The sequence below is a fragment of the Streptomyces roseolilacinus genome (assembly GCF_014649335.1).
GTDB lineage: Bacteria > Actinomycetota > Actinomycetes > Streptomycetales > Streptomycetaceae > Streptomyces > Streptomyces roseolilacinus.
This window is the reverse complement of sequence record NZ_BMSV01000004.1, coordinates 479,888-493,570: the sequence shown is the minus strand read 5'-3', so window position 1 is coordinate 493,570 and position 13,683 is coordinate 479,888. Positions and strand designations below refer to the sequence as shown.

At 74.3% G+C, this 13,683-nt stretch carries 14 protein-coding genes; 6 read left to right on the top strand and 8 right to left on the bottom strand.

The features are described 5' to 3' along the window. Positions 1-39 precede the first annotated feature (39 nt). The gene (locus tag IE106_RS12380; RefSeq protein WP_189532949.1) at positions 40-1,431 is read left to right on the top strand and encodes a M1 family metallopeptidase; all 1,392 of its coding nucleotides are present in this window, start codon (positions 40-42) and stop codon (positions 1,429-1,431) included. Between the two features lie 10 nt (positions 1,432-1,441). Here the strand turns inward: IE106_RS12380 and IE106_RS12375 are convergent, their stop codons facing one another. Both IE106_RS12375 and IE106_RS12370 read right to left on the bottom strand, forming a co-directional pair. Continuing rightward, positions 1,442-1,954, bottom strand: coding sequence for a GNAT family N-acetyltransferase (locus tag IE106_RS12375; RefSeq protein ID WP_189532948.1), 513 nt, complete (start codon positions 1,952-1,954; stop codon positions 1,442-1,444). Between the two features lie 102 nt (positions 1,955-2,056). Continuing rightward, entirely contained in the window at positions 2,057-2,632 is a 576-nt protein-coding gene (locus IE106_RS12370) for a TerD family protein (RefSeq protein ID WP_189532947.1), read from the bottom strand. A 130-nt stretch (positions 2,633-2,762) separates the two neighbouring features. On the opposite strand from IE106_RS12370, the gene arfB reads away from it, so the two are divergent. Continuing rightward, the gene (gene arfB / locus IE106_RS12365; RefSeq protein ID WP_189532946.1) at positions 2,763-3,200 is read left to right on the top strand and encodes an alternative ribosome rescue aminoacyl-tRNA hydrolase ArfB; all 438 of its coding nucleotides are present in this window, start codon (positions 2,763-2,765) and stop codon (positions 3,198-3,200) included. 22 nt (positions 3,201-3,222) lie between these two features. On the opposite strand, the gene IE106_RS12360 is transcribed toward arfB, so the two are convergent. Beyond that, positions 3,223-3,687 (bottom strand): flavin reductase family protein, encoded by a 465-nt coding sequence (locus IE106_RS12360; RefSeq protein WP_229840344.1) that lies wholly within the window; start codon positions 3,685-3,687, stop codon positions 3,223-3,225. Between the two features lie 354 nt (positions 3,688-4,041). On the opposite strand from IE106_RS12360, the gene cdgB reads away from it, so the two are divergent. Both cdgB and IE106_RS12350 read left to right on the top strand, forming a co-directional pair. Further along, positions 4,042-5,733 carry a diguanylate cyclase CdgB gene (gene cdgB, locus IE106_RS12355; protein ID WP_189532944.1) on the top strand — a complete coding sequence of 564 codons (1,692 nt, stop codon included), beginning with the start codon at positions 4,042-4,044 and terminating at the stop codon, positions 5,731-5,733. 65 nt (positions 5,734-5,798) lie between these two features. Then, complete coding sequence (locus IE106_RS12350; RefSeq protein ID WP_189532940.1) at positions 5,799-6,761, top strand: carbohydrate-binding protein; 963 nt, start codon at positions 5,799-5,801, stop codon at positions 6,759-6,761. A gap of 83 nt (positions 6,762-6,844) precedes the next feature. Here IE106_RS12350 and IE106_RS12345 read toward each other — a convergent pair whose 3' ends face one another. The 5 genes from IE106_RS12345 to IE106_RS12325 form a co-directional block, all read right to left on the bottom strand. Further along, complete coding sequence (locus tag IE106_RS12345) at positions 6,845-7,732, bottom strand: class II fructose-bisphosphate aldolase (RefSeq protein ID WP_189532938.1); 888 nt, start codon at positions 7,730-7,732, stop codon at positions 6,845-6,847. Between the two features lie 33 nt (positions 7,733-7,765). Beyond that, positions 7,766-8,692 carry a 1-phosphofructokinase family hexose kinase gene (locus IE106_RS12340; protein WP_189532936.1) on the bottom strand — a complete coding sequence of 309 codons (927 nt, stop codon included), beginning with the start codon at positions 8,690-8,692 and terminating at the stop codon, positions 7,766-7,768. 140 nt (positions 8,693-8,832) lie between these two features. After that, a complete protein-coding gene (gene nagA, locus IE106_RS12335) occupies positions 8,833-10,005 on the bottom strand; it encodes an N-acetylglucosamine-6-phosphate deacetylase (protein WP_189532934.1) in 1,173 nt (390 codons plus the stop codon). Beyond that, the gene (locus tag IE106_RS12330; protein WP_189532931.1) at positions 10,005-10,943 is read right to left on the bottom strand and encodes an ROK family protein; all 939 of its coding nucleotides are present in this window, start codon (positions 10,941-10,943) and stop codon (positions 10,005-10,007) included. The genes nagA and IE106_RS12330 overlap by 1 nt, the downstream gene beginning before the upstream one ends. A 134-nt stretch (positions 10,944-11,077) precedes the next feature. Then, positions 11,078-11,989, bottom strand: a complete 912-nt coding sequence (locus IE106_RS12325; protein ID WP_189532929.1) for an SIS domain-containing protein — start codon at positions 11,987-11,989, stop codon at positions 11,078-11,080. 174 nt (positions 11,990-12,163) lie between these two features. On the opposite strand from IE106_RS12325, the gene IE106_RS12320 reads away from it, so the two are divergent. Beyond that, positions 12,164-13,408: an ABC transporter substrate-binding protein gene (locus IE106_RS12320; RefSeq protein WP_229840302.1), complete on the top strand. Its 1,245-nt coding sequence runs from the start codon at positions 12,164-12,166 to the stop codon at positions 13,406-13,408. A 14-nt stretch (positions 13,409-13,422) separates the two neighbouring features. Beyond that, positions 13,423-13,662 carry a DUF3263 domain-containing protein gene (locus tag IE106_RS12315; RefSeq protein ID WP_189532928.1) on the top strand — a complete coding sequence of 80 codons (240 nt, stop codon included), beginning with the start codon at positions 13,423-13,425 and terminating at the stop codon, positions 13,660-13,662. Positions 13,663-13,683 lie beyond the last annotated feature (21 nt).

Sequence of the window (13,683 nt, the reverse complement as noted above, 5' to 3'; positions counted from 1 at the left end):
GCCGTGTGCCGGGGCGCGGCGTCCGCTTAGGATCACCGGGTGACCCATGGGAAGAGGGGGAGGGGCCCCGCCTCCGCGTCGCTCGCCGCGCTGCTGCTGCTGTCCACGGCCGGCTGCACGGGCGGCGTCACCGGCACCCCCGGCGCCGCCGGCCTGCGGGACCCGTACTTCCCGCGCCTCGGCAACGGCGGCTACGACGTGCGGCACTACGCCCTCACCGTCGCCTACGACCCCGCCACCGGGCGCCTGGACGGCACCGCCGAGATCACCGCCCGGGCCACCCAGGGCCTCAGCTCCTTCAACCTGGACCTGGCCGGGCTCACCGTCCACGGCGCCACCGTCGACGGCGACCCGGCCTCCGTCCGGCGCGCCGGGCACGAGGTGACGCTCCGGCCGCGCGCCGACATCGGCGACGGTGCCGTCTTCCGCGCCGTCGTCCGCTACTCGGGCGCCCCGCGTACGATCACCGACCCCGACGGGTCGCGGGAGGGCTGGCTGCGGACGGCGGACGGGGCGGTCGCGCTCGGCGAGCCGACGGGGTCGATGGCGTGGTTCCCCGGCAACCACCACCCGTCCGACAAGGCGACGTACGCCGTCACGGTCACCGTCCCCTCCGGCGTCCAGGCCGTCTCCAACGGGCTGCCCGGCCGGGCCGTCACCCGGGGCGGCCGCACCACCGCCACCTGGCGGACCACCGAGCCGATGGCGAGCTACCTGGCGACGCTCGCCGTCGGCCGGTTCGACGTCGCCACCACCCGCACCCCGGCCGGACTGCCCGTGGTCACGGCCACCGACCGGACCGTCACGGAGGAGAGCGCGGACCTGCTGGCCCGGCTGCCCGAGCTGCTGGACTGGCTGGCGGGGAACTTCGGCCCGTACCCCTTCTCCTCCTCCGGGGTGATCGTCGAGCGGCCGGGCGACTCCTCGTACGCCCTGGAGACGCAGGCGCGGCCGGTCATACCGCAGGACCAGTTCACCACCGGCATCCTCGTCCACGAGCTGGCCCACCAGTGGTACGGCAACTCCGTCTCGCCCCGGTCGTGGCGGGACATGTGGCTCAACGAGGGCTTCGCCCAGTACGCCGAGTGGCTGTACGCGGAGGACTTCGAGGACACGCCCGCGCAGGAGAGCTTCGAGGAGGCCTTCGCGGACCCCGCGAACTGGGCGTTCCCGCCCGCCGAGCCGCCGACCGCCGCCGACGTCTCCGGGCCGCCCGTGTACGACCGGGGCGCGATGGTGCTGCACAAGGTCCGCCAGGCGGTCGGCGACGACGCCTTCTTCGGCCTGCTCCGCGGCTGGGCGGCCGGGCACCGGCACGGCAACGCCTCGACGGACGACTTCACCGCGTACGTGGAGGAGGAGACCGGCGAGGACCTGACCGGGCTGTGGGACACCTGGCTGTACGGCGGGGAGAGGCCGGACGCGCCCTGACGCGGCCCGCCTACAGCCGCTTGCGGAGCACCACGCAGTCCCGGCCCAGCCTGCGGTCCTTGCGGCGGCCGACCTCCTCGTACCCGAGGGACCGCCAGAAGGTCAGCGCCTTGCGGTTGTTGTCGAGCACGGCGAGCTTGACGCCCGTGCGGCCCACGGCCCGGAACCGCTTCTCGACGATCTCCGTCAGCTCCCGGCCGAAGCCCATGCGGTGGTCCCGGCCGTGCACCATCAGCAGCCCGATCCACGGGTCCGGGTCGTCGGGGTCCGGGTGGTGGGCCAGGGTCACCGAGACGCCGATCACCCGCCCGGCCGAACGCGCCAGCAGCACCTCGGCCCCCGGCTGCGCCAGCTCCTCGGCGAGCGAGGCGGCGACCTGCTCGGGCCGGATGTCGTCGGGGTCCGGGAACTCCCCGCTGAGCTGCTGGAACTCCCGGTTCGACGCGTACAGGTCGGTGAGCTCGGTGAGGAGCGGGCCCGGCAGGGCGCCCTCCTCGCCGAGCTCCAGCGGTTCGACGATCATGCGGCCCACAGTAGGCAACGACGGGCCCCGGAGCGGCGACCGCCACCGGGGCCCGTCGTCAGCGCCGCGGGCGGACGCGGGCGCGTCCGCGGGGCGCGTGGATCAGACGTTCACACCGAAGTCGCGGGCGATGCCCTCCAGGCCCGAGGCGTAGCCCTGGCCGACCGCGCGGAACTTCCACTCGGCGCCGTTCCGGTACAGCTCGCCGAAGACCATGGCGGTCTCCGTCGCGGCGTCCTCGCTGAGGTCGTAGCGGGCGATCTCCGCGCCACCGGTCTGGTTCACGATGCGGATGTACGCGTTGCGGACCTGGCCGAAGTTCTGCGAGCGGTTGACCGCGTCGTAGATGGAGACCGGGAAGACGATCTTGTCGACGTTCGCCGGGAGGTCGGCGAGGTTGACGTTGATCTGCTCGTCGTCGCCGCCGCCCTCACCCGTGCGGTTGTCACCGGTGTGGACGATGGTGCCGTCCGGGGTGGACTTGTTGTTGAAGAAGACGAAGTGGGCGTCGGAGGCGACCTTGCCGGCCGCGTCGACGCCGATGGCCGAGGCGTCGAGGTCGAAGTCGGTACCGGTGGTGGTGCGGACGTCCCAGCCGAGGCCCACCGTGACGGCGGTGAGGCCCGGAGCCTCCTTGGTCAGCGAGACGTTGCCGCCCTTGGACAGGCTTACAGCCATGGAAGTCCCTTTCCTTGTGCCTAGTGCGCTGTGGCGTCACTGCTGATAACGCCCGGAGGGGCGAGGTGGTTCCAGATTCGCCCGTCGCCCGTGGAAAAGCGCGTGACGCGGCGGGCGCCCGTTGGGGAACATGGGTGACATGCCCGGTCCCTATGTCGTCAGAGGCTCGGTCTCCCTGCCGGAGGCCGAGCTGATGTGGCGTTTCTCCAGGTCCTCCGGGCCGGGTGGACAGCACGTCAACACCAGCGACTCCCAGGTGGAGCTGCGCTTCGACCTCGCCCGCACGGAGGCGCTGCCGCCGGTCTGGAAGGAGCGCGCCCTGGAGCGGCTCGCCGGACGGCTGGTCGGCGGCGTCCTCGTCGTACGGGCCTCCGAGCACCGGTCGCAGTGGCGCAACCGGGAGACGGCGGCCGTGCGGATGGCGGGGCTGCTCGCGGAGGCCACGGCGCCCCCGCCGCGGACCCGGCGGCCCACGAGGATCCCGCGCGGCATCAACGAACGCCGGCTGCGGGAGAAGAAGCAGCGCTCCGAGACCAAGCGCGGGCGCTCGGCGCGCGACTGGTCCTAGCGCCCCGGGGACCCGGCCGGGCCTACCCCAGGTGGCGGTACCTCCCCCGGAAGTACGTCAGGGGCGCGCCCTCCGGGCTCGGGAAGGCGGCCGTCAGGACGCGGGCGACGACCAGCGTGTGGTCCCCGGCCTCCACCCGCTGCTCCGTCCGGCACTCCAGCGTCGCCAGCGCCCCGCCGATCAGCGGCGCCCCGGTCAGCTCCCCGCGCGTGTACGGGAGGTCCGCGAACAGCAGGCGGTCGCTGATCCTGCCCTTCATCGCGAACCGGCCCGCGACGTGCCGCTGGCCCTCCGCGAGGACGGAGACGCCCCACAGCGGCTGCTCCGCCAGCAGGTCGTCCATGCGGGAACCGCTGCGGAGGCTCACCAGGACCAGCGGCGGGTCCAGCGACACCGAGACGAACGCCGTCGCCGTCATGCCGACGTCCTCGTCCAGCGGCGGCTCCACCGCCGTCACCAGGACGACGCCGGCCGCCAGCCGGGACATCGCCGCACGGAACTCCTCGCTGCCCACCCCTTCAGGATGGGGCAGGTCGGAGTCTGACACCGGGGTCGGGGTTGTTGGCAGCACACCCGGAACGCTAACCTCGCCCGCCACCCGGTCGCATCGGGCCAGGGGACCAGCCGGGACCGCGTCGGACCTAGGTCCCGGGATCGATTTGCTTCCGGGATTCTCCGGTTCCGCCCGAGTTCCTGTGACTTGAGTCACAGAGGGCGGTAATTGTTGACCCTGTGTACCGACGGCACAGCTCGCTGTGATTCAGTGGCCGGTGACACCGCACGAGAACGCCGCTGACACACCTGGAGTTGTTGCTGTCGAGGTCTCGGGGAGAGCGAGCAAATGGAGACCGAGTCGGAGCCGTACGTCCGTCTTGCGACCCTGCGGCAGCTGCACCAGGTCGTCGCCGGCCTCAACACGGCCCGGAGTCTGGCCGACACGCTGCAGACCGTCGCCGACGGCGTCATCACCGGCCTCGGCTACGAGCTGGCCTGCGTCAACCTCGTCCGCCCCGACGGTGACCTCGTCGTCGCCGCGTTCGCCGGGAACGCCGCGGCGGAAGCGCTGATCACCGGCCGGGTCGGCTCCCGCGTCTCCTGGGAGCGGCGCCTCCACATGGGGGAGGCCTGGGGCGACCTGCGGTTCATACCGCACACCGAGGGCTGGGTGCTCATAGACGACGACGTGCCCCAGTGGCACACGGACGGCCCCGAGCCCCGCTTCGAGGACGAGTGGCACCCCCGCGACCGGCTCTACGCCCCCATGTACACCTCCGGCGGCCAGCGGGAGCTGCTCGGCGTCATCTCCGTCGACCGGCCCCGCAACGGCCGCCGTCCGGGCGCCTGGGGCCGCGAGGCGCTCCAGATGTACGCCTCCCAGTCGGCGATTGCGATCAGCAATGCCCGCCTGCGAGCAAACATGCAGCGGGCGCTCGTGCGGCTGGAGCGTGAACAGCAGGCGCTCCGGGCCAGCGAGGAGTCGTTCCGGCAGGCCTTCGAGTACGCGCCGTCCGGGATGGCCATCGCGGAGATGGGCGGCGACCAGCACGGCCGCCTGCTGCGGGCCAACGACGCGCTGTGCCGGCTCCTCGGCCGGCCCGCCGCGGTGATGCGCCGGTACTCCTTCGCGGACCTCGTCCACCCCGAGGACGTGGGCACGCTGCTGCGGACCTCCGCCGAGGGCGGCCGCGCCGAGCTGCGCCTCGCCCGCCGGGACGGCACGTACGTCTGGGTCTCCCTGCGGAACTCGGTGGTCGCCGACACCGCCGACGGCCCCCGCTTCCTCCTCACGCACGTCGAGGACATCGAGGAGCGCAAGCGGCACGAGCTCCAGCTCGCCCACCGCGCCTCCCACGACGCGCTGACCGGCCTGCCCAACAGCGCCGAGCTGCGCGCCCGGCTCAGCGCCCGGCTGTGCTCCCGCCCCGGCGACCGCGTCCGCGCCACCGCCGCCGACGCGGCCGGCTTCGAACCGGCCTACGGCGGCGTGTACGACGCCGGTGCCGCCGGCGCGTACGAGTACGAGCACGCCTACCGCGGCGACGGCTTCGGCTTCGACCCCTCCGGGGGCGCGGGCGTCGGTACGTACGACGGCCACGTGCACGCGGTCGCGCCGGACGGGGAGGTCGACGACGGGACGAAGGGCCTCGCGGTCCTCTTCTGCGACCTCGACGGCTTCAAGTCGATCAACGACCGGTTCGGCCACCACACCGGCGACGCCGTCCTCATCGAGGTCGCCCACCGGCTGACTGCCGGGGTCCGCGACGGCGACACGGTCGCCCGGCTCGGCGGCGACGAGTTCGTCGTCCTCGCCGACGGGCTCGGCGCGGCCGACGCCGCCGACCTGGCCGCGCGCCTCCGCAACGGCATCGTCCCGCCGATCCGGGTGGACGGGCGCGCGGTGCGGGTGGGCGCCAGTTTCGGCATCGGCTGGGCGGAGTGCGGGATGTCCGTCGAAGAGGTGCTGAACTCCGCCGACCAGCGGATGTACATGGAAAAGCGGTCCCGGGCCAAGGTGCACCGCCGGGCGGGGTAACCCGTTCGGGGTAGGCTCGCCGGGGTCGGTGACGGCTGGCGAGCACGGATGAGGAGTGACCAGGGATGGCTGCCGGAAACCACGGCAACGGTGAGGGCACGCCCGAGGACGACGATCCGTTCGGCTACCTGTACGCGGACGGCCAGGCCTCCGGCACCCAGGGCGGCTACGGCTACCCCGGCCCCGCCGGTGCCCAGCCGGGGCGCCCCCGCACCTCGTACAACCAGGTCAGGGCGGTCGGCGAGCGCCCGCGCGCGCAGATCCCGCCGCAGCCCCAGTACGGGCAGCAGCCCGGCGCGCCCTACGGCCAGCCGCACCCGCAGTACGCCGCGCCCGAGACGTACCCGGGCGGCGCCCCCACCCGGCCGGTCCCGGTCCAGGGCGGCGGCCGCGGCCGGGGCGGCGGCCCCAACACGAAGGGCCTCCTGATCGCCGCGGTCGCGGTGGTCCTGGTCGTGGTGGCCGGAATCACGGTGGCGTTCCTCACCACCAACTCCGACGACGAGGGCAAGGCGGCCCCCGGCCCCACCGCCTCCGCTCCGGCGACCGACGGCCCCAGCACGGACCCGGACCCGTCGCCGACCGACGGGAACGACGCCGAGTACCCCAAGCGCGACGCGGCCACGCTGCAGCTCACCCCGCCGGCCGTGCTCGGCACGCAGGTGAAGGGCGCCAAGGGCGTGGGCGGCGCGTACGTGATGTTCAACGGCGTCGGCGGCGCGGCGAGCTGGAAGGTCGACGTGCCGGAGGACGGCCAGTACACGCTGTTCCTCACCTACAGCGTGCCCGGCAAGGACGCGGAGACCTCCCTCACCGTCAACGACGGCCAGCCGCGCAAGCTCAACATGTCCAACTTCGCCCACGCCCCCGAGGGCGACTGGCAGAAGGGCTGGACCGAGACGTACGCCTGGATGCAGCTGCGCAAGGGCGAGAACACCCTGAAGATGTCCTGCGAGCAGGGCAACCAGTGCGAGGCGTACCTCGACCAGGTCTGGCTGAAGCCCGGCCAGCTCCGCAGGGACGGCTAGCGGCGGAGCGCCGACGACGCGCGGAGGCGGGCCCCACCGGCCGCTCACCGAGCCGGTGGGGGACCGCCCGGGCCGAGTCGGACTCACGCGCCGCCGGTGCGCGGACGGGCGGGGTGCCCCTCCCCGGCGACCACCGTCAGGAACCGGGCGGCCGTCTCCGCCATCGCCTCCCGGGCCCCCGCCAGATAGCGGCGGGGGTCCACCGTCTCCGGGTGCGCCGCCAGGAAGGCGCGGATCGCGGCGGTGTAGGCCGTGTTCAGCGCCGTACCCACGTTGATCTTGGTCATGCCGGCGCGGACCGCCGCGCGGAGCTCCTCGTCGGGGACGCCCGACGAGCCGTGGAGGACCAGGGGGACCGGGAGGGCCTCGCGGAGGGCGGCGATCAGGTCGTGGTCCAGGGCGGCCGTGCGCTCCGTCATGGCGTGGACCGAGCCGACCGCGACGGCCAGGGCGTCCACGCCGGTCTCCGCCACGTACGCCGCCGCCTCCGCCGGGTCCGTGCGGGCGCCCGGGGCGTGGGCGTCGAGCGGCGGCTCGCCGTCCTTGCCACCGACGCGGCCCAGCTCCGCCTCCACCCACATGCCGCGCGCGTGGCCCCAGCGGACCGCCTCCGCGGTGGCCTTCACGTTGTCGCCGTGGTCGAGCCGGGAGGCGTCGACCATCACCGAGTCGAAGCCCGCCGCGTGCGCGGCGTGCACCAGGCCGGGGGTGACCACGTGGTCGAGGTGGAGGGCCAGCGGCGCGGTGGAGGCGCGGGCCACGGCCGTCGTGGCGGCGGCGACGGCGGACAGGTCGCCGCCGTGGAAGCGGACCGCGTTCTCCGAGATCTGGAGGATCGCCGGGAGCCCGGTGCGCTCGGCGCCCGCCGCGACGGCCTCGGCGTGTTCGAGGGTGATGACGTTGAACGCGACGACCGCGCGGCGCGCCGCGCGGGCCGGGACGACGAGGCCGGCGGTGCTGACGAGGGGCATGCGCGGGTCCCTTCCGCGTCGGGTGGCGGCGGGTCAGGCCGCGGTGGCGTGCTCCGTGACCGTCACCCGCTCCAGCAGTTCCCCGTACCGGGCCGCGTCGAACTCACCGGCGGCCGGCGCGTGCACGGTGGCCGTCGCCAGCGCGGTCGCGCGGGCCAGCCGCAGCGGCCACGGCGCCCCCTCGACCAGGGCGGACAGCAGTCCGGCGACCGCCGAGTCGCCCGCGCCCGTCGGGTTCCCGGCGACGCGGGCGGGCGGGGCGGCGGCCCACGTGCCGTCCGGGGTGACCGCGAGGAGCCCTTCCGGGCCGAGGGACGCGACGACCGCGTGGGCGCCGCGGCGGCGGGCGTCGCGGGCGGCGCGCAGCGGTTCGCGGGAGCCGGTCAGGGCGGCCAGTTCGTCGGCGTTCGGTTTGACCAGGTCGGGGCGGGCGGCGATGCCCCGGCGCAGCGGCTCGCCACTCGTGTCGAGGAGGACGGGGACGCCGGCGCGGCGGGCGCGGCGCACCAGCTCCCCGTACGCGCCGACGTGGACGCCGCGCGGCAGGCTGCCGCACAGGGCGACCGCCCGGGCCCCGTCGAGCAGCTCCTCGTACGAGGAGACGAGCGCCGCCCACTCCGCGGGGGTGATCACCGGGCCGGGTTCGCTGAACTGCGTCGCGTCGCCCGAGGCGGTGTCGACGACGGCGACGGTGCGGCGCGTGGCGCCGGAGGTGGGCACCAGGGCGTCCCGTACCGGCAGCGGGGCGAGCAGGTCGCGCAGGACGTCCCCGGTCGGGCCGCCCGCGAAGCCCGTGACGACCGCCTCGTGGCCGAGGGCGGCCAGGACGCGGGCCACGTTGACGCCCTTGCCGCCGGGGCGTTCGGTCGCGTCGGTGACGCGGTGCGCGGTGTGCGGGGTGAGCGCGGGCACCGTGTAGGTGAGGTCGAGCGCGGTGTTGAGCGTGACCGTCAGGATCACCGGTTCCCACACCCCCGTAAGTCGTGGACCGGTTACGTCTGGGTGTCCGGCCCGGAAAAATCACGGTGCACGATCATGCCAAACGGAAGACGGCCCGCCCAGTCCCCGGGTGGGCCGTCCTGCCGCAATGCGCCGGGAAATCAGCCCACTTGGGGCTCAATCACCCATTCTCCCCTGCGCATCACGCCCTTGAGGACGAACTCCTCGTCGAGGACGACCAGGTCGGCGTCCTTGCCGGGCGCGATCGAACCGATCCGGTCGTCCAGGCCCAGCAGCTTCGCCGGGTTGGCGGAGAGGGCCTGGACGATCGCCTCGACGGGCAGCCCGTCGACGGTGGCGGCGCGCCGGAAGGCGGTGTCGAGGGTGAGGGTGGACCCGGCGATGGAGCCACCCTCGACGAGCCGGGCCACCCCCTCCCTGACCTCGACCTCCAACGGGCCGAGGTGGTAGACCCCGTCCCCGAACCCGGCCGCGTCCATCGCGTCCGTGATGAAGGCGACCCGGCCCGGGCCGGCGTGACGGAACGCCAGCTCCAAGGCGGCGGGGTGGAGGTGCGTGCCGTCGTTGATCAGCTCGACGGTGACCCGCTCGTCCTCCAGGAGGGCGGCGATGGGGCCGGGCGCGCGGTGGCCCAGCGCGGGCATCGCGTTGAACAGGTGCGTGGCGACGGTGGCGCCCGCCTCGATGGCCTCGACGGTCTGCTCGTAGGTGGCGTCCGTGTGGCCGATGGCGGCGATGACGCCGTGCTCGGCGAGGAGGCGTACGGAGTCGACGCCGCCGGGCAGTTCGGTCGCGAGGGTCACCATGCGGGCGTGGCCGCGCGCGGCGTCGACCAGCTTGCGGACCTCGGCCGGGTCGGGGTCGCGCAGCAGGGCCTCGCTGTGGGCGCCCTTGCGGCACGGGGAGATGAACGGGCCCTCGAAGTGGATGCCGGCGATGTCGCCCTGCTCGGCCAGTTCGGACAGCTCGCCGGCGCGGTGGGCGAGGAAGTCCATGTCGCCGGTGACGGTCGAGGCGACGAGGGTCGTCGTGCCGTGCGCGCGGTGGGTGCGGATGCCCCGCAGCACCTCGTCGAGCGTGCCCGAGGTGAAGGACGCGCCGCCGCCGCCGTGGTTGTGGAGGTCGACGAAGCCGGGCACCAGCCAGTGCCCCGTCAGGTCCGGCGCGGGCGCGTCGGCGGGCGCGTCGGCGGGCACGGCGGAGACGTCGGTGATCCGGGCACCCTCGACGGTGACCCGCCCGCCCTCGACGACGCCGGTCGGCAGCACCACGCGGGCCCCGGCGAGGACCTTGCGGTCGGCGTGAACGGCCATCAGGCGGATACCTCCAGGTCGGTGGCGAGCAGGTCCCAGGCGAGGAGCCCCGCGCCCAGGCAGCCGGCGGTGTCCCCGAGGGCCGCGGGCACGATGGTGGGCGGCTGCTGGAACGTGACGCGCTCCTCGACGGCGGCCCTGAGGGGTGTGAACAAGGTTTCCCCCGCCTCGGCGAGACCGCCACCGATGATCAGGGTGCGGGGGTCCAGCAGGGTGAGCGCGGTGACCAGCCCGTCGGCGAGCGCGTCGACGGCGTCCTGCCAGACGCGTACGGCGCGCGCGTCACCCGAGTCGACGGCCTTGGCGCAGTCGGCGGCGTCCGCGTCGGGGTCGCCGCTCGCCTCTGCCCAGGCGCGGGTCACGGCGGCGGCCGACGCCAGGGTCTCCAGGCAGCCGCGCTGCCCGCAGCCGCAGGCGGGGCCGCCGGGCCGCACGACGACGTGGCCGATCTCGCCGGCGCAGCCGTGCGCGCCGGCCTCGATGGCCCCGTCGATGCCGATGGCGCCCGCGATGCCGGTGCCCAGGGGGACGAACAGGAACCGGTCCGCGCCCCGGCCCGCGCCGACGCGCCCCTCGGCGAGCCCGCCGGTGCGCACGTCGTGGCCGAGGGCGACGGGCAGCCCGCCGAGCCGCTCGCCCAGCAGGGCGCGCAGCGGCACGTCCCGCCAGCCGAGGTTCGCGGCGTACACGGCGACGCCGCCGTCGGGGTCGACGATGCCGGGTACGGCGACACCGGCGGCCTCCGCCCGTACGCCGTACCGCTCCTCGCCCCGGGCGAGCAGGTCGGCGGCGAAACCGAGGATCGACGCCACGACGGCGTCGGGGCCGCGCTCGCGGCCGGTCGCGCGCCGGGCCTCGTACAGCAGGGCCCCGTCGGCCCCGACCAGGGCGGCCTTCATGCCGGTGCCGCCCACATCGAGGGCGATGACGTGTCTCACGGGAGACAGTGTCGCCCGAGCGACGTGAAAGGTCTAGTCCACTTCGGAGGATTGTTGCCGCGACATACAAATGCGATCAACGGACGATCCGCCGCACCGGCGGGCGGGGCCGCGCCGGTGCGGGCCTCCCCGGATCAGGAGAGGATCACGCTCCGCGTGAGGTTGCGGGGCCGGTCCGGGTCCAGGCCGTGCGCCTCCGCCAGCGCCACCGCCAGCCGCTGGACGCGCACGAGATCGGCCATCGGGTCCGCCGACGCGTGGGCGTGCAGCGTCCCGCCGACCCGCGCCACGTCCGCCGCCAGGCCCTCCGGCAGCGCCCCGAAGACCCACGCCACCCGGCCCGGCCCGGTGACCGCGATCGGACCGTGGCGGTACTCCATCGACGGGTACGCCTCCGTCCAGGCCCCCGCCGCCTCCCGCATCTTCAGCGCCGCCTCCAGCGCCAGCCCGTACGCCCAGCCGCGCCCCAGGAACGTCCACTGCTCGGCCGCCAGCACCGCCTCCGGCAGCGGCTCCGTCACCGCCAGCTCCGCGTCCAGCGCGGCCTCCCCGACCGGCTTCACGCCCGGCACGTCCCCGAGGCCGGCGCGCAGGAAGGCCAGCGCGGTCGTCGCGAACCGGGTCTGCACCACCGACTCCTCGTCCGCCCAGTCCAGCACCGCGACCGCGTCCGCCGCGTCCACCACCGGGGTCCCCGCGTCGGCCGTCAGCGCCGCCGTGCGGGTCGTCCCGCGCAGCCGGGCCAGCAGGTCCAGCACCTCCGTCGTGGTGCCCGACCGGGTGATCGCCACCACCCGGTCGTACGCCGCGGCCCGCCCGACCGGGAACTCCGACGCCGCGAACGCGTCCGTCTCGCCCTGGCCGGCCGCCTCGCGCAGCGCCGCGTAGGCCAGGGCCATGAACCAGGACGTGCCGCAGCCGGTCACGGCGACGCGCTCACCGGTGCGGGGCAGCACCCCCGCACCGGCCCCCGCCTCGGTCGCGGCCTCGGCCGCGCGGCGCCAGCAGTGCGGCTGGGTGGTGATCTCGGCGGCTGTTCGGGACATGCGAGGACTCCCACGGTCGTCGTCTGCGGACGCACGGAACGTACCCGGTGGCGCGGGCACCGAGCCCCGTGGTTTAGACCTAGGTGTAGACCTCTTATCCTTCCGGAGGAAAAACGCAGCTCGACGTGGAGCAAGGGTGGTAAGGCAGTGCGCCGCTACAAAGGAACGACCGCGGTGCTGGCCGCACTGACGATCACGACGACGCTGTCGGGATGCGGAACGGGCGCCGCCGACGGCGTCACCCTCAAGCTCGTCGCCGCCGACTACGGCAGCACCGACGCCAACACGTCGGAGAAGTACTGGAACGACCTCGCCCGCGCGTACGAGAAGAAGACGCCCGGAGTGAAGGTCCAGGTCACCGTCCTGTCCTGGAAGGACGTCGACCGCGAGGTCGCCGAGATGGTCGAGCGCGGCGAGGCCCCCGACATGGCCCAGATCGGCGCGTACGCGGACTACGCGCGCGACGGGAAGCTGTACCCGATAGACAACCTCGTCTCCGTCCCCACCCAGGCCAACTTCCTGCCCATGCTGCGGCAGGCCGGCGAGGTGGACCGCGTCCAGTACGGCCTGCCGTTCGGCGCGAGCACCCGGATGCTGTTCTTCAACGAGAAGCTGTTCGAGAAGGCCGGGGCCGAGCCGCCGGCCGACTGGGACGCGCTGCAGAAGGCCGCGGCGAAGCTGAAGGCGAAGGACGTGAAGTTCCCCTTCGCGCTGCCGCTCGGCTCCGAGGAGTCCCAGGCGGAGACCATGATGTGGCTGCTCGGCGGGGGCGGCGGCTACCGCGACACGACCGGCACGTCCTACCAGATCGACTCGCCCGCGAACGTCGAGACGATGACCTGGCTGAAGGAGGAGCTGGTCGGCAAGGGCCTCACCGGGCCCGTCGCCCCCGGCGACCTCGACCGCCAGCAGGCGTTCGACGCGTTCGTGCGCGGCGAGGTCGGCATGCTGAACGGGCACCCGACGCTGATGGAGACCGCCGAGAAGGCGGGCGTGAAGGTCGGCACGGTCCCGCTGCCCGGTGTGGACGGCAAGGCGAAGGCGACGCTGGGCGTGGCCGACTGGATGATGGCCTTCAAGCAGAACGGGCACCGCAAGGAGATCGGGGAGTTCCTCGACTTCGTGTACACGGACAAGAACGTGCTGGAGTTCTCCGACCGGTACGACCTGCTGCCCGTCACCGTCACCGCCAGCGACGCCATGGAGGCGGACGCCCAGCACGCGGCGCTCCGCCCGTTCCTGGAGGAGCTGGCGGGTTCGGAGCTGTACCCGGTGGGCGAGACGTCCTGGGCGAAGGTCAGCGAGAGCGTGAAGAAGAACATCGGCAGGGCCGTGGCGCCGGACGGGAACCCGCGGGCCGTGCTGGAGGAGATCGCGCGGGACGCCAGGTCGGCGGAGGCGTCGACGTCGGCCCGATAGCTTAAGTTGCTGATATGACCGAACGCCGCCCCGCACTCAGCGACCGCGAACGCGCGGTCCTGGCCATGGAGCGGCGCGCGTGGCCGGGGCCGGGGGCGAAGGAGCGGGCGATCCGGGAGCAGCTGGACCTGTCGCCGGTGCGGTACTACCAGCTGCTCAACGCCCTGCTGGACGACGAGCGGGCGCTGGCCCACGACCCCGTCACCGTCAACCGCCTCCGGCGCCTGCGCGCCGCCCGGGACACCCGCCGCTGACGCCGCGCCCGCGCCCCCGGG